The organism is Hydrogenophaga taeniospiralis CCUG 15921 (genome assembly GCF_001592305.1).
Taxonomy (GTDB): domain Bacteria; phylum Pseudomonadota; class Gammaproteobacteria; order Burkholderiales; family Burkholderiaceae_C; genus Hydrogenophaga; species Hydrogenophaga taeniospiralis.
The window spans coordinates 445,278-468,518 of sequence record NZ_BCWR01000005.1 but is presented as its reverse complement, the minus strand read 5'-3'; the positions used below and the strand labels follow the sequence as shown (position 1 = coordinate 468,518).

The 23,241-nt window shown below is 64.9% G+C and carries 24 protein-coding genes and 2 tRNA genes; 3 read left to right on the top strand and 23 right to left on the bottom strand.

Going from position 1 to position 23,241, the window contains the following annotated elements; translation table 11 throughout:
* Nucleotides 1-177: 177 nt before the first annotated feature.
* On the top strand, nucleotides 178-960 hold the full coding sequence (locus HTA01S_RS08725; protein ID WP_068169668.1) for an IclR family transcriptional regulator domain-containing protein: 783 nt from the start codon (nucleotides 178-180) through the stop codon (nucleotides 958-960).
* A 64-nt stretch (nucleotides 961-1,024) separates the two neighbouring features.
* Here the strand turns inward: HTA01S_RS08725 and HTA01S_RS08720 are convergent, their stop codons facing one another.
* From HTA01S_RS08720 to HTA01S_RS08680, 9 genes are all read right to left on the bottom strand, one after another.
* A complete protein-coding gene (locus HTA01S_RS08720) occupies nucleotides 1,025-1,618 on the bottom strand; it encodes an NAD(P)H-dependent oxidoreductase (RefSeq protein ID WP_068169401.1) in 594 nt (197 codons plus the stop codon).
* A 132-nt stretch (nucleotides 1,619-1,750) separates the two neighbouring features.
* A complete protein-coding gene (locus HTA01S_RS08715; protein ID WP_068169398.1) occupies nucleotides 1,751-2,467 on the bottom strand; it encodes an ABC transporter ATP-binding protein in 717 nt (238 codons plus the stop codon).
* Complete coding sequence (locus HTA01S_RS08710; protein ID WP_068169396.1) at nucleotides 2,464-3,228, bottom strand: ABC transporter ATP-binding protein; 765 nt, start codon at nucleotides 3,226-3,228, stop codon at nucleotides 2,464-2,466. Before HTA01S_RS08710 ends, HTA01S_RS08715 begins: the two co-directional genes overlap by 4 nt.
* Nucleotides 3,221-4,222, bottom strand: a complete 1,002-nt coding sequence (locus HTA01S_RS08705; protein ID WP_068169394.1) for a branched-chain amino acid ABC transporter permease — start codon at nucleotides 4,220-4,222, stop codon at nucleotides 3,221-3,223. Before HTA01S_RS08705 ends, HTA01S_RS08710 begins: the two co-directional genes overlap by 8 nt.
* Nucleotides 4,219-5,082, bottom strand: coding sequence for a branched-chain amino acid ABC transporter permease (locus HTA01S_RS08700; protein ID WP_068169391.1), 864 nt, complete (start codon nucleotides 5,080-5,082; stop codon nucleotides 4,219-4,221). The genes HTA01S_RS08705 and HTA01S_RS08700 overlap by 4 nt, the downstream gene beginning before the upstream one ends.
* Before the next feature lie 94 nt (nucleotides 5,083-5,176).
* On the bottom strand, nucleotides 5,177-6,364 hold the full coding sequence (locus HTA01S_RS08695) for an ABC transporter substrate-binding protein (protein ID WP_068169388.1): 1,188 nt from the start codon (nucleotides 6,362-6,364) through the stop codon (nucleotides 5,177-5,179).
* 380 nt (nucleotides 6,365-6,744) lie between these two features.
* A tRNA-Arg gene (locus tag HTA01S_RS08690) sits at nucleotides 6,745-6,821 on the bottom strand.
* Nucleotides 6,822-6,879: 58 nt separating this feature from the next.
* Nucleotides 6,880-6,956, bottom strand: a tRNA-Pro gene (locus HTA01S_RS08685).
* A 60-nt stretch (nucleotides 6,957-7,016) separates the two neighbouring features.
* On the bottom strand, nucleotides 7,017-7,721 hold the full coding sequence (locus tag HTA01S_RS08680) for a glutathione binding-like protein (RefSeq protein WP_068169384.1): 705 nt from the start codon (nucleotides 7,719-7,721) through the stop codon (nucleotides 7,017-7,019).
* 68 nt (nucleotides 7,722-7,789) lie between these two features.
* Between HTA01S_RS08680 and HTA01S_RS08675 the strand changes: the two genes are divergently transcribed.
* The gene (locus HTA01S_RS08675; protein WP_157572026.1) at nucleotides 7,790-8,455 is read left to right on the top strand and encodes a hypothetical protein; all 666 of its coding nucleotides are present in this window, start codon (nucleotides 7,790-7,792) and stop codon (nucleotides 8,453-8,455) included.
* A gap of 31 nt (nucleotides 8,456-8,486) precedes the next feature.
* Here the strand turns inward: HTA01S_RS08675 and HTA01S_RS08670 are convergent, their stop codons facing one another.
* The 5 genes from HTA01S_RS08670 to HTA01S_RS08650 all read right to left on the bottom strand — a co-directional run bounded on the left by HTA01S_RS08670 (nucleotide 8,487) and on the right by HTA01S_RS08650 (nucleotide 14,146).
* Nucleotides 8,487-9,746 (bottom strand): acyl-CoA dehydrogenase family protein, encoded by a 1,260-nt coding sequence (locus HTA01S_RS08670; protein ID WP_068169380.1) that lies wholly within the window; start codon nucleotides 9,744-9,746, stop codon nucleotides 8,487-8,489.
* A 38-nt stretch (nucleotides 9,747-9,784) separates the two neighbouring features.
* Nucleotides 9,785-10,870 (bottom strand): phosphotransferase family protein, encoded by a 1,086-nt coding sequence (locus HTA01S_RS08665; protein ID WP_068169377.1) that lies wholly within the window; start codon nucleotides 10,868-10,870, stop codon nucleotides 9,785-9,787.
* 79 nt (nucleotides 10,871-10,949) lie between these two features.
* Nucleotides 10,950-11,669, bottom strand: coding sequence for a Crp/Fnr family transcriptional regulator (locus HTA01S_RS08660; protein ID WP_068169374.1), 720 nt, complete (start codon nucleotides 11,667-11,669; stop codon nucleotides 10,950-10,952).
* Nucleotides 11,670-11,793: 124 nt separating this feature from the next.
* The gene (locus HTA01S_RS08655) at nucleotides 11,794-12,573 is read right to left on the bottom strand and encodes an oxepin-CoA hydrolase, alternative type (RefSeq protein ID WP_068169371.1); all 780 of its coding nucleotides are present in this window, start codon (nucleotides 12,571-12,573) and stop codon (nucleotides 11,794-11,796) included.
* A gap of 52 nt (nucleotides 12,574-12,625) precedes the next feature.
* Nucleotides 12,626-14,146, bottom strand: a complete 1,521-nt coding sequence (locus HTA01S_RS08650) for a 3-hydroxyacyl-CoA dehydrogenase (RefSeq protein WP_068169368.1) — start codon at nucleotides 14,144-14,146, stop codon at nucleotides 12,626-12,628.
* Between the two features lie 190 nt (nucleotides 14,147-14,336).
* Between HTA01S_RS08650 and HTA01S_RS08645 the strand changes: the two genes are divergently transcribed.
* Complete coding sequence (locus HTA01S_RS08645; RefSeq protein WP_157572025.1) at nucleotides 14,337-16,274, top strand: hypothetical protein; 1,938 nt, start codon at nucleotides 14,337-14,339, stop codon at nucleotides 16,272-16,274.
* A gap of 70 nt (nucleotides 16,275-16,344) precedes the next feature.
* Here the strand turns inward: HTA01S_RS08645 and HTA01S_RS08640 are convergent, their stop codons facing one another.
* The 9 genes from HTA01S_RS08640 to HTA01S_RS08600 all read right to left on the bottom strand — a co-directional run bounded on the left by HTA01S_RS08640 (nucleotide 16,345) and on the right by HTA01S_RS08600 (nucleotide 22,896).
* Nucleotides 16,345-17,352 carry a D-2-hydroxyacid dehydrogenase family protein gene (locus HTA01S_RS08640; RefSeq protein ID WP_068169361.1) on the bottom strand — a complete coding sequence of 336 codons (1,008 nt, stop codon included), beginning with the start codon at nucleotides 17,350-17,352 and terminating at the stop codon, nucleotides 16,345-16,347.
* A 115-nt stretch (nucleotides 17,353-17,467) separates the two neighbouring features.
* Complete coding sequence (locus HTA01S_RS08635; protein ID WP_068169358.1) at nucleotides 17,468-17,848, bottom strand: hypothetical protein; 381 nt, start codon at nucleotides 17,846-17,848, stop codon at nucleotides 17,468-17,470.
* A gap of 137 nt (nucleotides 17,849-17,985) precedes the next feature.
* Nucleotides 17,986-18,672: a transcriptional repressor LexA gene (lexA, locus tag HTA01S_RS08630; protein WP_068169351.1), complete on the bottom strand. Its 687-nt coding sequence runs from the start codon at nucleotides 18,670-18,672 to the stop codon at nucleotides 17,986-17,988.
* A gap of 216 nt (nucleotides 18,673-18,888) precedes the next feature.
* Entirely contained in the window at nucleotides 18,889-19,545 is a 657-nt protein-coding gene (gene adk, locus HTA01S_RS08625) for an adenylate kinase (protein WP_068169349.1), read from the bottom strand.
* Nucleotides 19,546-19,691: 146 nt separating this feature from the next.
* Nucleotides 19,692-20,486, bottom strand: a complete 795-nt coding sequence (gene kdsB, locus HTA01S_RS08620; protein WP_068169346.1) for a 3-deoxy-manno-octulosonate cytidylyltransferase — start codon at nucleotides 20,484-20,486, stop codon at nucleotides 19,692-19,694.
* A complete protein-coding gene (locus HTA01S_RS08615; RefSeq protein WP_068169343.1) occupies nucleotides 20,483-20,689 on the bottom strand; it encodes a Trm112 family protein in 207 nt (68 codons plus the stop codon). The genes kdsB and HTA01S_RS08615 overlap by 4 nt, the downstream gene beginning before the upstream one ends.
* 37 nt (nucleotides 20,690-20,726) lie before the next feature.
* The gene (gene lpxK, locus HTA01S_RS08610; RefSeq protein WP_068169339.1) at nucleotides 20,727-21,803 is read right to left on the bottom strand and encodes a tetraacyldisaccharide 4'-kinase; all 1,077 of its coding nucleotides are present in this window, start codon (nucleotides 21,801-21,803) and stop codon (nucleotides 20,727-20,729) included.
* Between the two features lie 14 nt (nucleotides 21,804-21,817).
* Nucleotides 21,818-22,258, bottom strand: coding sequence for an ExbD/TolR family protein (locus HTA01S_RS08605; RefSeq protein ID WP_068169336.1), 441 nt, complete (start codon nucleotides 22,256-22,258; stop codon nucleotides 21,818-21,820).
* Nucleotides 22,255-22,896 carry a MotA/TolQ/ExbB proton channel family protein gene (locus HTA01S_RS08600; protein ID WP_068169333.1) on the bottom strand — a complete coding sequence of 214 codons (642 nt, stop codon included), beginning with the start codon at nucleotides 22,894-22,896 and terminating at the stop codon, nucleotides 22,255-22,257. Before HTA01S_RS08600 ends, HTA01S_RS08605 begins: the two co-directional genes overlap by 4 nt.
* Nucleotides 22,897-23,241 lie beyond the last annotated feature (345 nt).

Sequence of the window (23,241 nt, the reverse complement as noted above, 5' to 3'; positions counted from 1 at the left end):
CCAGCCGCCCGGCAAAGCCGGTTCGGCGGTTCCCTGGCATTGACAGCCTCTGGCGTGGCGGGTGGGCGAAAAATGTGGTTGAAGGAGTCTGCAGAATAGGTAGAAGCCATCGGGTTTTCAATGGATGAAGTCGATACCTGCGCGATCATCAGTGGTCTTGTGCGATCATCGCGCAGCATGAACAATGAACCGAAAGTCATCGCCAAGGCCGACTTCATCGAAGGCATGGCCAAGGGCATGGCCGTGCTGGAGAGTTTCGACACCGAACGCCAGCGGCTCAATGCCACGCAGGCCGCCGAGCGCGCCGGCCTGACCCGCGCGGCCGCCCGCCGCCACCTGCTCACGCTGGCCTACCTGGGCTATCTGGACACCGACGGCAGCCACTACTGGCTCTCGGCCAAGGTGCTGCGGTTTTCGGGCAGCTACCTCTCTTCGGCCCGGCTGCCACGCCTGCTGCAGCCCACGCTGAACCGGCTGGCGGCGCAGACGCGCGAGTCGTTCTCCGCCGTGGTGCTCGATGGCGACGAGGTGGTGATCGTGGCGCGCAGCGTGTCCATCGGCGGTCAGCGCCTCATGGCCTACGGCCTGCACCTGGGCGCGCGGCTGCCGGTGCACGCCACCTCCACTGGCCGTGTGCTGCTGGCCGCGCTGCCACGCGCCGAATTCAACGCCTGGCTCAAGGGCCGCGAACTGGCGCGGCTGACGCCGAAGACCATCATCGACCACAAGGCGTTTCGCGCGGTCGTGGCACAGGTGAAGGCCGACGACTACGCCGTGGCCAGCGAGGAACACGAACTCGGCGTGCACGCGCTGGCCGTGCCGCTGCGCAACATGCAAGGAAAAACAGTGGCAGCGCTCAACGTGGTGGCGTCGCCCGACCGATTGGAGTCGGCGGCCATGCGCCAGGACTTGCTGCCGCTTCTGCTGGACGCCGCGAGGGAACTGCGACCGTTGCTGTAAGCGGGCGAATATCGCCGCAGCTCCTATTGCCCGGTCGGAGGGGTCGCTGACAGATGGCGAGCAGTCAAGTCCATTTGCCAATTGCGCGCTCGACACGCGAGCAAAACGATTGGACCCCGACTTGGGTGAGCGATTCTGCTTTGTAAAGCGACAACATCTCGAACCGGCAGCGGGGCGCACAAGTGCCCAGCAGCGCCGTCTTGAGCACACGTTTCACAGGCTGCCAGAGAAGCAAGCGGTCAACCCACCACGGCGAGCCAAGAGACGTAACGGCCAATGCACTTCGCAGGTTGTGGAGCCGTGGCTTGATCGCGCCAAGATCGGTGGCGTGATCGTATGCAATGCCGGGTGCCCAGATGCGATCAAACCACCCTTTCAGGATGGCGGGAAAGCCAAACCACCAAGTGGGGAAAACAAGCACCAGGGCTTCGGCGGACAGCAAACGGTCGATTTGATCTTGGACAGCGGCAGAGTCGAACGCCGGGCTGTAGTAGCTTTGGCGTTCATTGACTGTCAAGGCGGGAGAAAAACCAGAGAGGTAGAGGTCTTCAATCATGACCTCGTGGCCGCCCGCTTTCAAGGCGGCAATGGCGGACTGTGCCATCGAATGACACAGACTGTCGGTGCTGGGGTGGGCGATGACGACGAGGCACTTCATGAGGCTGACTTTGATGTAGACGACTCATCAGTCATGACGGATGCAGCAAAGCCGGTGGGCACATCCAGGTCCATGTCGTCCCTGGCTTGGGACCAAGAATCGCTCGCCGCACTATAGCCGCATGGCGCGGCTTCACACCCCGAGGTACTGCTCCAGCAATTCTGGCTTTGACAGCAGTTCGTCCGAACTGCCTTCGAACGCCACCTCGCCCTTGACGAGGATGACGTTGCGGTCGGTGATCTGGGTCACGTGTTTCCAGTTCTTGTCCACGATGACGCTGCTGATACCGCTTTCGCGGATCAGGCCGCAGATGCGCCAGATTTCGCGCGCGATCAGCGGCGCCAGGCCTTCGGTGGCTTCGTCAAGGATCAGCACGTCGGGGTTGGTCATGAGCGCGCGGCCGATGGTCAGCATCTGCTGCTCACCGCCGCTGAGCTGCTGGCCGCCGTGGTTCAGGCGCTCGGCCAGGCGTGGGAAGGTCTCCAGCACGCGGTCGTAGGTCCAGTCGCGCTGGCCCTTGCAGCCGGCGCGGGCCGACATGACCAGGTTTTCCTTCACGCTGAGGTTGCCGAAGATGCCGCGGCCTTCGGGCACGTAGGCGATGCCTTCGCGTGCGATCTCGAAGGTGGAGGCGCCCGTCATGGGCCGGCCCTTGATAAGCACGCCACCACCGCTGGGCTTGACGATGCCCATGAGCGACTTGAGCAGGGTGGTCTTGCCCATGCCGTTGCGGCCCATGAGTCCAATGGTCTGGCCCTGGTCGACGGTGAAGTCCACGCCGCGCAGGATGTGGCTGGCGCCGTAGTGGGTGTGCAGGCCAGAGGCCTGGATCAGCGGCGTGGCTTTCATGCGTGGTCCTCTCCGAGATACGCCGCTTGCACGAGCGGATCGCTGCGCACCTCGGCCGGCGTGCCGCTGGCGATCACCTGGCCATTGACCATCACGGTGAGCTGGTCGGCCAGCGAGAACACGGCGTCCATGTCGTGCTCCACCAGCATCATGGCGTGGTCCTTCTTCAGCTTCTGCAGCAGGGCGATCATGCTTTCGGCCTCGGCCTGGCCCATGCCGGCCAGGGGTTCGTCGAGCAGCAGCACGGTGGGTTCGGTCGCCAGGGTCATGGCGATTTCGAGCTGGCGCTGCTCGCCATGGCTGGTGGTGCCGGCCGCGGTCTGGCTGCGGTGCGTCAGGCCAGCGAGCTCGATGGCACGCTCGCAGCGCTGGTTGACCCCGGCCATGGCCTGGGCCGAGCCGATCCAGCGCAGCGGGTTCCAGGGCCAGTGGCGCTCGCGCGATTGCGCGGCCAGCCGCACGTTGTCCCACACCGTGAAGGGCAGGAAGATGTTGGTCTTCTGGTAGCTGCGGCCCAGGCCCAGGCGCGAAATGCGCTCCGGACTCTGGCCGGCGGTTTCCGTGCCGTTGAGCGTGATGCTCCCCGAGGTGGGGGGCAGGTCGCCCGAGAGCAGGTTGGTCAGGGTGGACTTGCCCGCGCCGTTGGGGCCAATCACGGCATGGATGTGGTCGCGAAACAGATCCACCGACACGTCGTTCACGGCGGCCAGGCCACCGAAACGCTTGGTCAGGCTGCGGGCGGTGAGCAGGAGGTCACTCATCGTTGTTCCCCCCACCGCGACGCTGGAACTTCTCGCTCAGGCCGAGCAGGCCACGCGGCGCGAACACCACCACCAGCACGATGAAGCTGCCCATGAGCAGTTGCCAGTGTTTGGTGAGGTCTTTGAAGAAGTGCATCACGTATTCGAATGCGAAGGCGCCCACGATGGCCCCGGCGAAGTTGCCCATGCCGCCCAGGATCACCATCATGATGGCGTGCGCGCTCATGTGAAAACCCATGAGATCGGGGTTCACGAAGCCGGTCTGCGCGGCCCATAGAAACCCGGCCACGCCGGCCAGGGTGCCCGCCAGCGTGAAGGCGGCGAGCTTGTAGCCGAACGTGCCGTAGCCCACCGCACGCATGCGGTGTTCGTTGACGCGGATGCCCGCGAGCACCCGGCCAAACGGCGAGAACAGCAGGCGGCGCAGGAAGGCATAGACGGCCACCAGCATCGCCAGCGTGAAGTAATAGAAGGTGGTCTTGTTTTCCAGGTCGATGCCGGCCCAGCCGAACAGGGTCGCGTCGGGCCGGAAGTTGACGTACAGGCCGTCCGATCCCCCGAGCTCCTTGTTGTCGAAGAACAGGAAGAACACCATCTGCGCGAAGGCCATGGTGACCATGATGAAGTAGATGCCGTGCGTGCGCACCACGAAGAAGCCGATCACCAGGGCCGCCAGCCCGGCGCCGAGCGCCGACACCGGCAGCGCCCACCACAGGCTGATGGGGGCATCGGCCGGGGTCAGGAACGCCAGCGCGTAACCAGCCAGGCCGAAGTAGGCGGCGTGGCCGAGCGAGACCAGGCCGCTCACGCCCTGCAGCAGGTCCAGACTCATGGCGAAGATCGCCAGGATCATCATCTGCGAGAGCATCTGCAGGTAGAAGTCGGCGCTGTCGGAGGGCACCAGCGGAAACGCGGCGAGCGCGACCGCACCCAGCGCCAGCAGCACCTGCACGCTGCGTGGCAGTTTTTCGAGTTGGGCTTTGGGCGAACTCATTGTTTGAACAGGCCTTCAGGTTTGTAGAGCAGCACGCCGGCCATCAGCATGTAGACGGCCATGCCGGCGATCTGTGGCAGCAGCACCTTGCCGAAGGTGTCCACCAGGCCCACCATGAGCGCGGCCACCAGCGCGCCACGCACCGAGCCGATGCCGCCGATGACGACCACCACGAAACACATGATCAGCACCGAGCTGCCCATGCCGGGGTACACGCTGGAGATGGGCGAGGCGATCATGCCGGCGATGGCGGCCAACGCCACGCCAAGCGCGAACACCACGCCGTGGATCAGGCGGATGTTGATGCCCAGCGCCTCGGTCATTTCGCGGTTGAAGGCACCGGCACGGATCTTCATGCCGAGGCGGGTTTTCGAGATCAGGAGGTACAGGCCCAGCGCCAGCGCCACGCAGACCGCCGAGATCACCAGCCGGTAGACCGGGTAGGACAGGTTTTCCGTGAGCGGGATGGACCAGTTCACGAGTTCGGGCACGGGCACCGAGTGCACGTCGTCGCCCCAGAGGATGGAGCGCACCTCTTCAAAGATGTAGATCAGGCCGAAGGTGAGCAGCACCTGATCGAGGTGGTCGCGGTGGTAGAAGTGGCGGAACAGCAGCCACTCCAGCGCCCAGCCCAGAGCCACGGCGAGCAGCGTGCCCACCACGATGGCCAGCACCAGGCTGTCGAACTGCGAAGCCAGAAACCAGGCGAGGTAGGCGCCCAGCATGTAGAAGCTGCCATGGGCCAGATTGACCACACCCATGATGCCGAAGATCAGGGTGAGGCCGGCGGCCAGCATGAACAGCAACAGGCCGTATTGCAGGCTGTTGAGGAGTTGAATCAGGAAATTGGCAAAGTCCATGGCAGACCCGAAAGGTCAAGGATGCCGCCGAACCGGCTTTGCCGGGCGGCTGGCATCACCCCCTGGGGGGTGATGCCGAAGGCAGCGCGGGGGGTTAGCTCAATTTGCAGCCGGTGGCCGGGTCGGCCACGGCCTTCTGTGCCACGCCGATCACCTTGTTTTCCTTGTTTTCCACCTTGCGCAGGTACATGTCCTGGATGGGGTTGTGGGCCTTGCTCATGGTCCACTGGCCACGCGGGCTGTCGATGGTCGCGCCTTCCATGGCCGCGTACAGCGCCTTCTTGTTGGACAGGTCGCCCTTGACCGCGTTGGCGCCCTTGACCAGCAGCAGGCCGGTGTCGTAACCCTGCACGGCGTACACGTCGGGCTGGGCCTTGAAGGTCTTGGCGTAGTCGAGGCGGAATTTCTTGTTGCGCGGCGTGTCCAGCGAGTCGCTGTAGTGCATGGTCGTCAGCACGCCATCGGCGGCCGGGCCGGCGGCTTCGAGCACGCCCTCGGTCAGGAAACCCGAGCCGTAGAGCTGGATGTTCTTGTTCAGCCCGGCGGCAGCGTAGTCGCGCAGGAACTTGGCGGCGCCACCACCCGCGAAGAAGCAGGCCACGGCGTCGGGCTTGAGCGAAGCGATTTCGGTCAGCAGGGCCTGGAACTCCACGTTGGGGAAGGGCAGGCCGAGCTTCTTGACGATGGTGCCGCCCGCGGCGGTGTAGCTTTGCTCGAAGCCTTCATAGGCTTCTTCGCCAGCGGCGTAGTTCCAGGTGATCCAGACCGCCTTCTTGTGGCCCCGTTCCATCATGGCTTTGCCCAGCGCCAGCGTGGGCTGGGAGTTGCTGAACGAGGTGCGGAACACGTTGGGGGCGCACTGCGCGCGGGTGGCCACATGCACGCCGGCGTTGGGGATCAGGTTGAGCACGCCGCTGTCGCGTGCCACCTTGTGGATGCCCATCTGCACGCCCGAGTGCACCGTGCCCACCAGCACGTCGACCTTGTCGCGCTGCACCAGGCGGTTGGCGTTTTCGATGCCCTTGGCCGGGTTGGACTCGTCGTCCACTTTGAAGAACTCCACTTCACGGCCGCCGAGCTTGCCGCCTTGTTCGTTGAGCGCCATACGGAAGCCGTTCTCGATGGCCACACCGAGCTGCGCAAACGTGCCGGTGTAGGGCAGCATGAAGCCCACGCGGACCTTGTCGGACTGGGCCCGGACGATCTGCGGCAGCAGCAAGCCGCTGGAGGCGGCGCCGATCACGGCGGCACTGCGGGTGAGGACAAGACGGCGGGTGGTCATGGGGGTTCTCCTGGTGGGTGGTTTCAAGGGTCGGATCACTGTATGCGGGCGGTGTGGTCTTGGGGATAGTGAATTACCCGTACTTGATATCTAAACTATTGATGCATGAATGGCGTCGGTTTCGGTGCCTGTGGGGCATACCACTTGGTGATTTATATTGCATTCCACTGGTCGAACCATGCCGCCTGTGAGTGGCTCGGTTGATGCACTATATTGCATGAGGTGGGGTTTGAAGCCCCGTGAAAACCCTCGGTGTGTTGCACGGAATGGCGCGCACGAGCGCACGCAGGAATCAGACGACGCGACGTTCCAGCGGGGGGAATGAAGAGATTGGGGAGGGGGCGGCGAGCGCGTTCGCGTGGACGCTGCTCGCACAGAAGTGGCCTGCCCGGAGGGACTCGAACCCCCGACCTGCTGCTTAGAAGGCAGCTGCTCTATCCGGTTGAGCTACGGGCAGACGGGTGACAGCCGATACAAAAAGGGCCCACATCGTGGGCCCTTTTGTTTTCGATCAATGGTCGGAGCGGCGGGATTCGAACTCGCGACCCTCTGCTCCCAAAGCAGATGCGCTACCAGGCTGCGCTACGCTCCGACTAAGCGGCGAATTGTACCCGCTGGCGGACCCGCTTCCGGCCGGGCCATGGATTTTTGTTCAGTGTTTCTTGTACTGCGTCTGTCCGAACAGCACGTCGCGCGCTTTGTCGTCGGTGAGTGGCTGGCGCGCACCGGCCAGGACGGCCACGCCGCGCGCCACGGCCGGCCGGGCCGCGATGCGGTCGAACCAGTCTTTCAGCCGGGGGTAGTCGGCCCAGTCAATGCCCTGGTTCTGCCAGCTGCGCAGCCACGGGAAGATGGCGATGTCGGCCACGGTGTACTGGTTGCCCGCGATGTACTTGTGATCGGCCAACTGCTTGTCCATCACGCCATACAGGCGCCGGGCCTCGTTGGTGTAGCGGTTGATGGCGTAGTCGATCTTTTCTGGAGCGTAGATGCGGAAGTGGTGCGCCTGGCCGAGCATGGGGCCGACGCCGCCCATCTGGAACATCAGCCACTCCAGCACCTTGAATTTGGCCCGGTCTGACTTGGGCAGGAACTTGCCGGTCTTGGCGGCCAGGTAGAGCAGGATGGCGCCCGACTCGAACAGGCTGATGGGCTTTCCGTCGGGCCCCTCGGTGTCGACCAGCGCGGGGATTTTGTTGTTGGGACTGATCTTGAGAAACTCGGGCTGGAACTGATCGCCCCGGCCGATGTTGATGGGATGGACTCGCCAGTCCCGCCCCAGGCGCAACCCGCATTCTTCCAGCATGATATGAACCTTGTGCCCATTGGGTGTGGGCCAGGAGTAGACGTCGATCATGGGTCGCGTGCCTCTTTCTTTTGATGGGGTGGTTGTTTGTCCGCCCGAACGACTTTACGGGAAAACCATTGGCGATGTTTGAGCGGTTTCAGAATCTGCTGCGCGCAGGCAGCGACGGGCTTTCGACCGATGCGGTGCAGAGCTGGTCCGAAGCGCGTTCGCTGAATTTCACGCACATGCCCGAGGGCGGCTTCGCCCTCGGCGGCATGCTGCTCGGCCGGCCGCTGCGGGTGGAATACGGTCCGCCCGCGCGACCGTTCATCCGCGGGCGGGAGATCTCGGCACGGGCCGAACTGGCGCTGGACACGGCAGCGACCGTGGTGCTGATGAACCGCCATCTCAAGCTGCAATTGACCGAGCAGGCCCACCGTTTTTACGAGCAGGTCACGGACGAGCTGCAGACCGTGACCGAGCCGCTGCCCGAGGAGATGCGCTGGGTGTCCATGTACCGAGACCTGGGCTGGGAGGGGCCGGACCCCGCGTTCTGGGCCCGCTACGCGGTGCTGGCCGATGCGGCTGACACCGCGAGGTACTGGGTCGATGACGCGATGGTGGCCCGGTTGATGGCATGGCCGGAGGGGGGCGTCGATGCGCAGACACCGGTGTTGCTGATGCTCATGCGCGGCAAAACCTATCTGCGCATGCAGGTGCCGGGCAAGAACCCCACCGGCAGCGTGCTGCACGCGCTCGAACTGTTCGAGCAGGCGTGCGCTCAGGCGATGGCTCTGCCGTAGGGCTCCGGGAGTTGGGTCAGCGCGGGCGGTTTCAGCAGCCGCGCGTGACCGGCATGTCCACCTCGGCCTTGATCAGGATGTGTTTGGCCAGCTCCAGCTTGGCGATCGACTGGCGGTGCACCTCGTCCGGGCCGTCGGCCAGGCGCAGGGTGCGCTGGTTGGCGTAGCTGTAGGCGAGCGGGAAATCGTCGCTCACGCCGCCGCCGCCGTGCGCCTGGATGGCCATGTCGATGACGTCGCAGGCCATGTTGGGCGCCACCACCTTGATCATCGCAATTTCGGCCTTGGCCACCTTGTTGCCCACCGTGTCCATCATGTACGCGGCCTTGAGCGTGAGCAGGCGCGCCATCTCGATGCGGCAGCGGGCGTCGGCGATGCGTTCGTGCCAGACCGACTGGGCCGAGATCGGTTTGCCAAAGGCGACACGGCTGTTGAGCCGCTTGCACATGAGTTCGAGCGCGCGTTCGGCCGCGCCGATGGAGCGCATGCAGTGGTGGATGCGGCCCGGGCCGAGGCGACCCTGGGCGATCTCGAAGCCACGGCCTTCACCGAGCAGCAGGTTGCGCGCCGGCACGCGCACGTTCTTCAGCACCACCTCCATGTGGCCGTGCGGCGCGTCGTCGTAGCCGAACACCGTCAGCGGTCGCACCACCTCGATGCCGGGGGTGTTGGAGGGCACCACGATCATGGACTGCTGCGAGTGGCGCGGTGCGTCGGGGTTGGTCTTGCCCATCACGATGTAGACGGCGCAGCGCGGATCGCCCGCGCCCGACGACCACCACTTGCGGCCGTTGATCACGTAGTCGTCGCCATCGCGTTCGATGCGGCACTGGATGTTGGTCGCGTCCGACGAAGCCACCTCGGGTTCGGTCATGAGGAAGGCGGAGCGGAACTCGCCCTTGAGCAGCGGCTCCAGCCACTCGTCCTTGATGTCCTCGCTGGCGTAGCGCTCCAGTGTTTCCATGTTGCCGGTGTCGGGCGCGGAGCAGTTGAACACCTCGGCGGCAAACGGCACGCGGCCCATGATCTCGCACAGCGGTGCGTATTCCAGGTTGGACAGGCCCTCGGGCGCGCGCGGGCTGCGCGGCAGGAACAGGTTCCACAGGCCCGCGGCGCGTGCCTTGGGTTTGAGCTCTTCGATGATCTTGGTGGGCAGCCAGGCGTTGCCCTGGGCACGGTTCGCGGCGATCTCGGCAAAGAAGCGGCCCTCGTTGGGATAGATGTGCGCGTCCATGAACGCCAGCAGGCGTTCGCGCATGTCCTTGACTTTGTCGGTGTAGTCGAAATTCATCGTGTCTCCAGTGGGGATGGGCTTGAACAGAAAAGGGGTCAGACGGCGCCGGCGAAGCGCCAGGCCATTTCGGCCAGGGGCCGGGCGCCCGCGGCGGACGACACGGCCTGCGCGCTGGAGGCGGTTCCCGTCTCGACCCGCTTGGCGATGCCTTGCAGGATGGCTGCCAGGCGGAACAGGTTGTAGGCGAGGTAGAAGTTCCAGTCGGCCTTGAGCTGTTCCGGCGTGGCAAAGCCCGTGCGTTCGCAGTAGAGCGCGATGTAGTCGTCTTCGGTGGGAATGCCCAGGGACTGCAGGTCCAGGCCGCCGATGCCGCGGAACGCGCCGGGCGGGATGTGCCACGACATGCAGTGGTAGCTGAAGTCGGCCAGCGGGTGACCCAGGGTGGAGAGCTCCCAGTCCAGCACCGCGAGCACGCGCGGCTCGGTCGGGTGGAACATCAGGTTGTCGAGCCGGTAGTCGCCGTGCACCACCGACACCAGGGACTCGTCGCGCGCCATGGCGGGGATGTTCTGCGGCAACCACGCCATGAGCCGGTCCATCTCGGGGATCGGCTGGGTGATGGAGGCCACATACTGTTTGCTCCAGCGGCCGATCTGGCGCTCGAAGTAGTTGCCGGGCTTGCCGTAGCCCTCCAAACCGACGGCCACCGGATCCACCGTGTGCAGCGCGGCCATGACGCGGTTCATCTCGTCGTAGATGGCGCCTCGCTGCTCGCGGCCCATGCCGGGCAGGGACTGCTCCCACATCACGCGGCCGTCCACACACTCCATGACATAGAAGGCACGGCCGATCACCGATTCGTCTTCGCACAACACGTGCATCTGCGCCACTGGCACGCCCGTGCCGTGCAACGCGCTCATGACGCGGAATTCGCGCTCGATGGCGTGGGCCGAGGGCAGCAGCTTGGCCACCGGGCCGGGTTTCGCGCGCATCACGTAGGCACGCTGCGGCGTGATGAGCTTGTAGGTCGGGTTGGATTGCCCGCCTTTGAACATCTCCACCGTCAGCGGGCCGGCAAAGCCGTCCAGGTGGGCCGCGAGCCAGCGCTGCAGCGCCGCGACATCAAAAGCGTGTTGTCCGGAAACGGCACGTGTGCCGGTGAAGCTCTGGGAATCACTCATGCGCGGGTCTCGGTGGGGTTCGGGCACGCGCAACCCTGCGCGGAAACGATGGGCTCGGCCGCGGGGCGGGACCGGCGGTTCAGGATTCGGCTTCGGCGATGCGCATCAGCATGTCGCGGTTGCGCACCACCAGGCCGCCCTGTTCGATGCGGATGGCTTCTTCGCGTTCCATCGACTTGAGTTCCTGGTTGACGCGCTGGCGCGAAGCACCGAGCAGCTGCGCCAGTTCTTCCTGCGCCAGCTGCAGGCCGATGCGCATCTCGTTGCCGTCCGACAGACAGGGCACGCCGTAGCTGCGCACCAGGTGCAGCAGCTGCTTGGCCAGCCGAGCGCGCAGGGGCAGGGTGTTGAGGTCTTCCACCAGGCCGAACAGCGTGCGGATGCGGCGCGCCTGCAGCCGCATCAATGCTTCGTACAGCTCCACGTGCATGCCGAGAATCTTCTGGAAGTCGTTGCGGGCCACGCAGAGCAGGGTGGTGGCGCCATGCGCGTAGGCATCGTGCGTGCGCTGGTCGCCGTCGAACATGGCCACATCGCCAAACCACACGCCCGGCTCCACGTAGGTCAGCGTGATCTGCTTGCCCGAGAGCGAGGTCGAACTCACGCGCACCGCGCCCTTGGCGACCGCTGTCCATTCGGTGGGCGGATCGCCGCGGGCGACGATGAGGTCGCCATCCTTGAATCGCTTGACGTAGGCGCATCGGAGTATGTCGTGACGCAGGGAAGGTGAAAGACTGCTGAACCAGCGACCACTGTTGATCGCCTCGCGTTCTTCCATTGTCAGAATCGGTTCGTCCATCGGCTGTCTTATGAGTGACTGGGGGTGTGCCCCATTGTCGCCACTGCGACCAGGGCGGGCATCAGGGTTTGCATGAGCCGTGTCCCGCAAGTGTCCTTGCGGTCGCCGGACGGCGGCGCGTGGCTCAGAGGTAGTTGGCGCGGCGCTTTTCGAGGAAAGCCGCGATCCCTTCACCCGCGTTCGCATGGTGCAGGTTGCGCACGAAGTGGTCACGCTCGGCGCCGAGCTGGGCGTGCAGCGAACCGGTCATCGCTTCGTTGGCGAGTTCTTTGATGCTGGCCAGCGCATTGGGCGCGCGGGTGTTGAGCCGTTCGCACAGCGCCAGCGCGTCGTTCAGCGACTCACCCAGGGCGCTCACCTGGTTGATCACGCCGAGCTGCTGCAGCCGCTCGGCGCTGATGCGCTCGCCGCCCATCAGCAACTGCAGCGCGGTGGCGCGGGGCAGGGCGCGCATGAGACTCCAGGTGGCCCCGCCGTCGGGCGACAGGCCCACGTTGCTGTAGGCCATGACGAACACGCTGTTGTGCGCCGCGACCACGAGGTCGCAGGCCAGCGCCAGCGAAAAGCCGGCGCCCGCGCACGAGCCTTCAACGGCCGCCACCACCGGTTTGGAAAAGGCACGGATGGTCTCGATCCAGTTGTGCAGACCTTCGACGCTCTGCGTCTGGACTTCGGGCGGCTGCTGGCGGTTGTCCATCAGCCGTTGCAGGTTGCCGCCGGCGCAGAAGTGGTTGCCCTCTCCGGTGATGACGACGCTGCGCACCTCCGGGTTGTTCTCGGCCACGTTGAGCGCCTCCACGCCAGCGGCGTACAGGTCCGGTCCCAGGGCGTTGCGGTGCTCGGGGTTGCTGATGGTCAGCACCATGGTCTGGCCATGGCTGTGGCTTTTGAGGCTGGCGGTCATGAGGTGTAAAGCGGGTTCAGAGATCGTTGAGATGTCGCGTGCGCAGGAGTGGCTACACCTCCTCGTGCGTCAGGCTCAGACCGAGGGCGCCGCGTCGGCGCAGCCAGGGCGACGGGCGGTAGCGGGGATCGCCATACACGGTCTGCAGGTTGAACAGGATCTCCAGCACATTGGTGGGGCCGATGCGGTCACCCAGGGCCAGCGGCCCCATGGGGTAGCCCAGTCCCAGCGTGACGGCCACGTCCAGGTCGGCCGGTGAGCAGATGCCCTGCTGGCACATGTCGGTGGCGATGTTGACGATGGTGGCCACCACACGCTGCGTCACGAAGCCGCCGCTGTCGCGGATCACGCTGACCGCCTTGCCGTCGCGGGCAAACAGGGCATGGGCGGCGTCGCGCATGTCGGGGCGGGTGGCCGGGTTGGTGGCCAGCACTCGGCGGCGTGTTGATGCGTCGTCCAGCATCATGTCGATGCCGATGGTGCGGGTGGCGTCCAGCCGCTCCACGGCGGCCAGCGTGGTCACATCCAGCCCGAGTGGCGCCACCAGAATCAGCGCGCCGGCCGAGGGCGCCGCCGCGGTTTCGATGCTGGCCCCCAGATTTTTCAGCAACTGGTAGAGCTCGGCGCGCCGGGCCGCCTTGGGCGACACCCAGACCGGCGGCAGCGCCGACACCTCGGGAACGGGCGGATCGGCAGGCATCTGCGCCGCGCCGTTGTCGTACCTGTAAAAGCCCTCGCCCACCTTTTTGCCCACCACCCCGCCAGCCAGGCGCTGGGCGGTGATCACGCTCGGGCGGTAGCGGGGTTCCTCAAAGTACTGGTGGTAAATGGATTCCATCACCGGGTGCGACACATCCAGCGCGGTCAGGTCCATCAGTTCAAACGGGCCGAGGCGAAAACCCGCCTGGTCTTTCAGGATGCGGTCGATGGTGGCGAAGTCGGCCACTTTTTCACCCGCCACGCGCAATGCTTCGGTGCCGTAGCCCCGGCCAGCGTGGTTCACGATAAAGCCCGGGGTGTCTTGTGCCGATACGGGGGTGTGCCCGAACTGGCGCGCGTAGTCCGTGAGTTGCTGGCACACGACGGCGTCCGTCTTCAGGCCCGCAATGACTTCCACCACCCGCATCAGGGGAACAGGATTGAAGAAGTGAAAACCAGCCAGTTGGCCGGGCCTCTTGAGCCCGGCGCCAATCGCTGTGATCGACAGCGACGAGGTGTTGCTGGCCAGCACCGTTTTAGGGCCGACCAGGTTCTCCAGATCGGCGAACAGGCGCTGCTTGACGTCGAGTTTTTCAACGATGGCCTCGACCACCAGATCGCAAGGGGCCAGGGACTCCCAGGTGTCGGCCAGACGGACGCGGGACACGCAGGCATCGTGTTCGGTCTGTCCCAGTTTTCCCTTGGTCAGCAGCTTCTGCCAAGTGTCCCGCAACGCGCTCAGAGCAGCGTCGGCGGCACCGGTCTGGGCGTCAAACAGCAGCACCTCGCTGCCGGCCTGTGCACTCATTTGAGCGATGCCACGACCCATGGCACCGGTGCCCACGATACCGACGGTTCTGAAAACGGGTTGCATATGAAAGTATTATTTAAGGCGAAACAGCGGCAAGCTATGACAGAATGTTCCGACAAAGAAATGAAGGGTCTCTGACGTGCGCCAGATCTGGACAGCCTGTATTTTGCTATCAACTGCTTTGAGCAGTTCGGCGGTAACGTTGGGGAGGCACAGTGGGGCAGCCGTGATCGGGCGCCCGCTGGACGTGCGCGTGCAAGCGCTGCTGAGCCCCGGGGAGGATATTGACGCTCAGTGCATACAGGCCGAAGTGCTGTACGGCGACACCCGGGTCGCCGCCGGGGCAGTGCGCAGCACCCCTCAGAGATCCGCCCCCGACGCCGGAGCTTCGGTGCGCATCCAGTCGAGCGAGCCGGTCACCGAACCGATTGTCACGATCCTGGTGCGGGCGGGCTGCGGCACGCCATTCACACGCCGCTACGTCCTGCTGGCCGACCTGATCAGCGAGCCGGCCAGATCGGCTGAGCCGAGCCCGCCAGCGACGGGGACCGGCACCATGGCCTTGCCGCCAGCATCCTCGGCCACTGGCGGCCAAGGGGGGGCAGCGGCACCGGCGGCTCCTGCGAAGCGTCCGGATGCGGCAGCGAGGGCGACCAGTCCCAGCCCATCTGGCGCTAGACCGGTCCGACCACGCCCTCCGAGCGTGGTGCGTCGACCGGCGGAACCCGCACGACCTACCGGGCCGCGTCTGCAACTCGATCCCCTGGATCTGAGCCTGAACATCGAGCGCGATCCGGTGCTCAGACTCTCACCCTCCCTGCTCAGCGAGCCGACCACATCGGAAGAAGAGCGTGCCGCAGCCGGCTTGCTGTGGAAAGCCATCAATGCGTCGCCGGAAGAGATCCTGCGCGATGCCCAGAAGATGGCAGTGCTGGAGGCCGAGTCCAAGGGGTTGCGTGAGGAGGAAGTCCGGAACAACGCGGTCATCAGCGAACTCAATGCCCGCCTGGAACAGGCCCGTTCCCAGCGCTACCTGAACTGGCTGGTGTACCTGCTCGGCGCCTTGTTGTTGCTGGCCTTGCTGGCATTGTTCGTGGTGTGGCGGCGCAAGGGTCCGCAGGTCACGGATTCCGATGCTTCCCGAGCCTGGTGGGCCCCCAGCGCCTCCAGCAAAGCCGAAAAACGACCGGTGGTGCGCTCGGGCGTACCCAGGGCCGGGGCTCTGGACATCGATCTGAATCTTGACCGGGAGTCCTCGTTCGATGAATACAGCCCGCTGTCCGAGGTGGGTGTTGAAAGCGTGCCGGGACTGCCCCCGAAGGACAAACGCGAGTTCGCACCGAGTCTGATCGGTGTTTCGCGTTCGGTGGCGACCGAAGAGCTGTTCGACGTGCAGCAACAAGCCGATTTCTTCGTCTCCCTGGGGGAAGTCGAGCAGGCCATCCAGGTGTTGCGTCATCACTTGGCCGAGAGCCAGGAGCCCAGCGCACTGGCTTATCTGGATTTGTTCAAGCTCTATCACAAGCTCAACCGCCGCAACGACTACGAAGCGCTGCGTGAAGAGTTCAACCGCATTTTCAACGCCGGTGCGCCGCCATTTGATCAGTACACCGATGAAAGCCGTGGCCTGGAAGCTTATGAGGCGGCGTTCAGCCGTATCCAGGCGCTGTGGCCTGGCCCCAAGGTGCTGGAGGTGATCGAGCAGTCGATCTTCAAAGAGCACAACGACACGGAAGCCGAGGTCTTCGATCTGGAAGCCTATCGCGAATTGCTGCTGCTGCATGCGATTGCCAAGGAAATGATCCAGCACGACTCGGAATCACCCAAACCTGCCAACGGTTTTCAGCACACAGCCATGCAACCGCTCAAAGCCGCCGGTAGCAAGGCGCTGGCCACATCGGTGGCCGAGGCGGCTGCGTCCGGGCGTCAGACCGAACCATTGGATCTGATGCCACCGGTCTCACCTCGCCTGGGGCTGGATGTGGATCTGGACGAACTGGCGGAAATGTCCGCCTTCGAAGCGTCGTTGCCTGAAGTGGCCGTGCCGGTGGAGCCTTCCGCGCCATCCGTTCCTGCGCCGGGCAAACCCTCGTTCACGATGGCCGAGGGCAATCTGATCGACTTCGAGGTGCTGGACTTCATGCCCCCCGATGGCGAGTCGCAGAACAAACCGGCCGACCCGAAGAAGTGACGTCAGAAAAAACGCCGGATCGATCCGGCGTTTTTTGTGTCACGAGGGAATCCCAGGGCTTTTCGATGTTTCAGCGGCGCACCTGCAGCGCCCCCGGATTGACGATGTTGGTCGGCGTGCCTTTGATGTAATTGACCACGTTGTCAAACGCGGACGAGAAATAGGTTTCATAGCTCTCCTGCTCGACATAGCCGATGTGTGGCGTGCAGATGCAGTTCTCCAGACGCAGCAAAGCATGGCCCTGAAGGATCGGTTCGGACTCGAACACATCCACGGCGGCCATGCCCGGGCGACCACGGTTCAGGGCCGCCAGCAGAGCCTCGGGTTCCAGAAGCTCGGCACGAGAGGTGTTCACCAGCAACGAGGTCGGCTTCATGCGGGAAAGATCCTCCAGCGTGACGCTGCATGCGTTGGTCTCACCCAGGCGAAGATGCAGTGACAGCACGTCGGAAGACTCGAAGAGGTCGATCTTGTCTTTCGCGATCTCGTAACCATCGGCCGAGGCCCGCTGCCTGGAGGCTTCGCTGCCCCACACGATCACCCGCATGCCAAAAGCCCGACCGTATCCGGCCACCAGTTGACCAATGCGACCGTAGCTCCAGACACCCAGGGTCTTGCCCCTGAGCACCATGCCCACGCCGAAGTTCACGGGCATGGACGACGACTTCAGGCCGGCCTGTTGCCAGGCACCATGTTTGAGGTTGGCCACGTACTGGGGAATGCGCCGCATGGAGGCCATGATCAGGGCCCAGGTCAGCTCGGCCGTGGCAAAGGGTGCGCCCACGCCCTCGGCAACGGCAATGCCCCGTTCGGTGCAGGCATTGACGTCGATGTGCCCGCCGACGCGACCGGTTTGCGCGATGAGCTTGAGCTTGGGCAACTTCTCGACGAGCTGTCGGGTGATCTGGGTTCGCTCCCGGATCAGCACCAGCACGTCAGCGTCGCGCAAACGGATGGACAACTGACCCACGCCTTTGACGGTGTTGGTGAAGACCTTGGCCGGATAGGCCTCGAGCTTTTCGGCGCAACGCAGCTTGCGGACCACGTCCTGGTAGTCGTCAAGAATCACAATATTCATGGGGGCTATTGTGCCCGCATGGTCAGGCGCCCCCGCACCGGGACTGGCCCTGCGAACCAACCCCGATCAAGACGGCGAGGATGCGCTGTTGATCGGGGCCAGGGCCAATCAAGGTTCAGGTATGCCGGGCCTCGGCTAGATGCTCCAACGCGGCCAGCCGGTCCAGTTCGGCACAAACATCGTTGATGCGGCCCGAGATCACCAGACGCGGACCACTGCGGTCGCTGGCGGATGCTTCGTCCGAACGCAGCACACGCACATGACAGGCCCGGTGGGCGGCTGGCGGCTGAATGGCTCTGTTGCCGGTGGCCATGCTGTTGTTGGCGGAGGGGGTCGAGACATCAATGGTGCGACCCAGCCAGCCTGCACGGGTGAAATGCCGCACCACCTGCGACATGATGCGCGGTGTGGTTGGGCGTTGCGGGGCGGCGGGCAACCAGCAGTCGATCAACTGCAACGGTGCGCGCCAGGTGTTGGTGGTGAAGCGGATTCCCATGCGTAACTCCAAAAAAGGGGTTGAACACAGGCAGGATTGCGAATGGGGTCGCCAGCGCAGGGATGTGTCGGGCCAGTGAACATGCACGAGCCCGACCAAACGCCCGCCACCTGCTGAGGCGACATGGACCCGGTGGGTCAGATCTGGAAGCTGTTGCGGATCAGTCCGACGGCCAGGCCCTCGATCTCAAAAGGTTCGCCCGGTTCGACCACGATGGTCTTGTAGTCCGGGTTTTCGGCGTGCAGTTCGATCAGATGCTGGCGCCGCATGAAGCGCTTGACAGTCACATCGTCGCCCAGCCGGGCCACCACGATCTGGCCATTTTTGGCTTCTTTGGTGGCCTGTACGGCGAGCAGGTCACCGTCGATGATGCCCACGTCGCGCATGGACATGCCACGCACCTTGAGCAGGTAGTCGGGTGTGTGCTGAAACAGGCTGCGTTCGACGTGGTAGGTTTGATCCACGTGTTCCTGGGCCAGGATGGGTGAGCCCGCCGCCACACGGCCCACCAGGGGCAACATCAACTGCGTCAGGCTGGGCAAGGGCAGCGTCAACTGGCGCCCACGCGACTCGTTGATGGACTGGAGGTCTTCGCTGCGCAGCCGGATACCGCGCGAAGTGCCGCTGACCAGCTCGATCACACCTTTGCGCGCCAGCGCCTGCAGATGCTCTTCGGCCGCATTCGCCGACTTGAATCCCAGCTCCGTGGCGATTTCGGCCCGGGTGGGTGGCGCGCCGGTGCGGGCAATGGCGCTCTGGATGAGTTCCAGAATCTGTTGCTGGCGGGCCGTGAGCTTGGGCGGGTAGAACGCGGACTCGATCATGGAATACCTCTTGTAGGGGCGTCGGGCGCTGCCAGGAGCGTGCAGCAAAGGGGGCGGAAAGCAGCTCCGGCATGAATGGCGCCGGGCGGGACTGTCTTCTTATCCAGTGGCTGTATTTTTAACCAGTTTCAACGTCTTTGCAAGCAACGGATAAAAAAGTGAGCGGACAACAAAAAGCCCGGCATCGGGCCGGGCTTGGGGTGGGTGGCGGTGGGCTTATTCAGACAAGGCCGCGAAGGCGCGTGCGGTGATGTCGTCCACCGAACCCATGCCGCTGATGGCGCGGTATTTGGGCGCGGCAGCGGCATCGGTTTTGGCCCAGTTGCTGTAGTAGTCCACCAACGGGCGGGTCTGCGCGCTGTAGACATCCAGGCGCTTTCTCACGGTTTCTTCCTTGTCGTCCTCGCGCTGGATCAGCGGTTCGCCGGTCACGTCGTCCCGGTCGGCGACCTTGGGGGGATTGAACTTGACATGGTAGGTGCGGCCCGAGGCGGGGTGCGAACGGCGTCCGCTCATGCGCTCGATGATGGCGTCGAACGGTACGTCGATTTCGAGCACGTAGTCCAGCTTCACGCCAGCGGCCTTCATGGCGTCGGCTTGCGGGATGGTGCGGGGAAATCCGTCGAACAGGAAACCATTGGCGCAGTCGGGCTGGCCAATGCGTTCCCTGACCAGATTGATGATGAGATCGTCGCTCACCAGGGCGCCCGCCTCCATGACGGCCTTGGCCTGCTGGCCCAGAGGCGTGCCGGCCTTGACGGCGGCGCGCAGCATGTCACCCGTCGAGATTTGGGGAATGCCGTACTTCTGGCAGATGAAAGTGGCTTGCGTTCCTTTGCCGGCACCCGGAGCGCCCAACAGAATCAGTCTCATCACGTTCCTTTTTCAGAGTTTCAATGCGGAGGCCACGTGTCTCTCGTGGCGGCCCCCTGGGCCGGGAGCCGGGGGCGACCGGTCGAGGATAGCACGGGCATCCCGGGCGCTGGCTTACAGCCAGAAGGCCGGATTTGAGAGTGAAATCAGCGTGCGCCCAGCAGTGCGCGGACCCGTTCCAGGTCCTGTGGGGTGTCCACGCCGGGGCCGGGTGCCACCGGGCTCAGATGCACCGCAATGCGTTCACCATGCCAGAGCACGCGCAGCTGTTCCAGCGACTCCGTGATTTCCAGTGGGGCGGGTTCCAGCCTGGGGAATCGGCGCAGAAAACCGGCGCGGTACCCATAGATGCCAATGTGGCGCAACGGCGCTGGCGAGGGGAGTGTGTTGCTCGGTGCCGCCCCATCCAGCGCCGCCATGCCGTCGCGCCACCAGGCGATGGGTGCCCGGCTGAAGTACAGCGCAGTCTGGGCCCGGTCCAGCACCACCTTGACCACATTGGGGTTGAGGAAGTCGGCCATGCTGTCCACCGGGTGCGCGGCGGTGCTCATGACGCAGTCGGGGCGGCGCTGGAGCTCCGCCGCCACCGCGTTGATCAGCGCGGGCTCGATCAACGGTTCGTCGCCCTGCACATTGACCACCGTCTCATCGTCGGCCATGCCGAGCAGGGTGCAGGCTTCGGCCAGGCGGTCGCTGCCCGAAGGGTGATCGGTGCGGGTCAGCAGGACCGGGATGCCATGGGCTTCACAGGCCTGCACGATGCGGGCATCGTCCGCGGCCACCACGCAGCGGGTGGCGTGGCTCAGCCGCGCGCGTTGGGCCACGCGCACCACCATGGGCAGGCCCGCGATGTCGGCCAGGGGTTTGTCGGGCAAGCGGCTCGACGACAGCCGGGCCGGGATCAGGACGGTGAAGCCCGTGTTCTCGGCGGGGCGGCTCATGGAAGCGGCGCGGGTGCCGGTGGGCGGGCCGCTTCTTCCTCGGTCAGGGTACGGGCCACGTGTTCGAGCAGGATAGGGATGCCATCGCGTACAGGATAGGCCAGACGCGCGCTGCGCGAGAGCAGTTCCTGTTTCTCGCGGTCGTAGATCAGCGGGCCTTTGGTGACCGGGCAGACCAGCAGTTCAAGCAGTTTGGTGTCCATGCCGCGATGATAGTCGGGCCGGCACGGGCCATGCGTCTCAGCGGCGGTTTTTCAGGGCGGCCAGGCGCTCACCGACGGCGGTAAAAAACGCCGCTTCGGGCACGAGCTCCAGCGGCACCGCCCAGGCATCGACCGAGCCTGCGGCTCCGCCGTCGGGGTGCAGGGCGAACAGCTTGACCGAATCCTTCTCGGTGCATACCACCGTGGTGGTGGGGGACGCCAGCAGGGCTTCATAGACCGCCTGATCCGCATGATCGGGCAGCGCCACTTCGCGCGCCAGCGTGAGGCCTCGGGCGCGCAGCATGTCAAAGAACACCGCGGGTCGGGCAATGCCGGCCACGGCGGTCAGGGCCTTGCCTTGAAGTGCTTCGAGGGCGATGCGCTCACCGCCAACGCCCACGGCGTGGTCCGCCAGGCGGCGCACCGCATGGAACACGGGCACACCCGCAGCCGATGGGACCACGGGGGCGGCGCGGTCCTGCCTGTGTTGAATCAGCACCAGGTCGGGGCTGAACGGTGTGCCAGGAGCCGGGGGCCATGGCTCGCGCAACAGCCCGGCGGGCAGCAGCCAGCCGTTGCCGGTGCCGCGTTCGTCAAACACTGCGATGCTCAGATCGCGCGCCAGTGCCAGGTGCTGCAGTCCATCGTCGCAGAGCAGCACATTCACCTGCGGGTGCGCCGCGAGCAGCGCCTGCGCAGCGTCGATCCGGCGCCTGGCCACGAAAACCGGCACCCCGGTGGCGCGGCGGATCAGCGCAGGTTCGTCGCCGCTGTCCGCTGCGGGCGTGTCTGGGCCGACCTCGGTCACCTTTTCGCTGCGGCGGCCATAGCCGCGTGAGATCACACCCGGCTGCCAGCCGAGTGCGCGCAGCTGCTGCACCAGCGCGATCACCGTGGGGGTTTTGCCCGCACCGCCCACGACCACATTGCCCACCACGACCACCGCAACGGGCAGGCGCCGGGTTTTGAAGACGCCAATGACGTACAGCCGGCGCCGCAGGTCCGTAAGCATGCGGTACAGCAGCGAGAGCGGCCACAGCAGCCTGGCCCGAGGACCACGCTCCTGGGCCGTGGCCAGCCAGCGCGCTTGCCGGTCGGCTGGCCCGGGGTTCATGTGGGGAGAAGGGTTCAGGACTTGCCGCGGGCGGCCTTGCCACCCGATGACTGCTGGGTGGCAAAGGTGATCTGCACCAGGCCTGCGCGTCGTGCGGCGTCCATCACGTTGATGACGGACTGGTGGGTGGCCGCTGCATCGGCGCTGATGACCACCACCACCTCGCGGTTGTCCTGAGCGGACAGCGACAGCGCGCGCGTGAGCATCTCGACCCCACTGCCTTCGAGCAGCTGTTTGTTGATCGAGTAGCGCCCATCGTTGCTGACCGAGACGATCACTTCCTGGGGGTTCTCGCGCTGCGCCTGCGCGTCGGCCACCGGCAGGTTGACCTGCAGCTCGGTGAACTTGCTGTAGGTGGTGGTGAGCATCAGGAAAATGAGCACCACCAGCAGAACGTCGATGAACGGGATCAGGTTGATCTCGGGCTCGTCACGGGAACCGGGTCGAAAGTTCATTTGCGCAGGCTCAACAAATGCCGCACAAAGCGCTCGGCCGCCAGCTCCATGGCCAGCAGGTAGTCGTCCACCCGGGCCCGGAAATAGCGCCAGAAGATCAGCGCGGGGATGGCGATCATCAGACCAAACGCGGTGTTGTAGAGGGCGATCGAGATACCGTGCGCCAGCTGGGCGGGGTTGCCGCCGCCGGGCATTGCGCCCATGCCGCCTTCGCCGCCCTGCGAGCCGAAGATCTCGATCATGCCGATGACCGTGCCCAGCAAGCCCAGCAGGGGCGCGGCCGATGCGATGGTGGCGAGCGCTCCCAGGTAGCGCTGCAGCTTGGCAGCGGCCTGGCGACCGGCGATCTCGAGGTTGGCGCGCAGATCGTCTTCGGTGGCCACCGGGTTGCTGTTGAAGGTGCGGAACCCGCTGGCGAGCACATGGCCCAGCACCGAGTTCTGTTCCAGCTGCTTGACCACGTCCGGGCCGGGTATGCCGCTGCGCGACACCATGATCGCTTCATCGAGCAGTTTGGGCGGGGCGATTTTGGCGGTTTTCAGGCTGATGAAGCGCTCGATGACGAGGGCCATGCCCAGCACGGAACAGATGATCAATGGCCAGATCGGCCAGCCGGCGGCTTGTATGATGGAAAGCAAATCAGGGCTCCAGGAAAGGCCGACGCGTTGCGGCCGAAGGGCGGTCCGGCGATTATGGCTCAGCCTCCAAAGCGGTCGGCTCAAGTGCAGACCAGCGCCCCGCAGCCCAGCGAACGCCACCCCACCATCGCGCTGCGAACGGGCCTGCCGCGATGCACAGATTCTGTGGATAACTTTGTGAAGAACCCACCCCATCCCATCCCTCAAGCCGCACCAGGCCTCGCTCCAGACAATTCGATGACAAAACAGGCAGCAGAAACTGCTTTGATTTCAAGGGCTTGGCGTTCGGGCCAGTTGGAGCGCGGTCTTTCGGGTCGCCGCCCAAGAAATCACGCGGATTGTGGA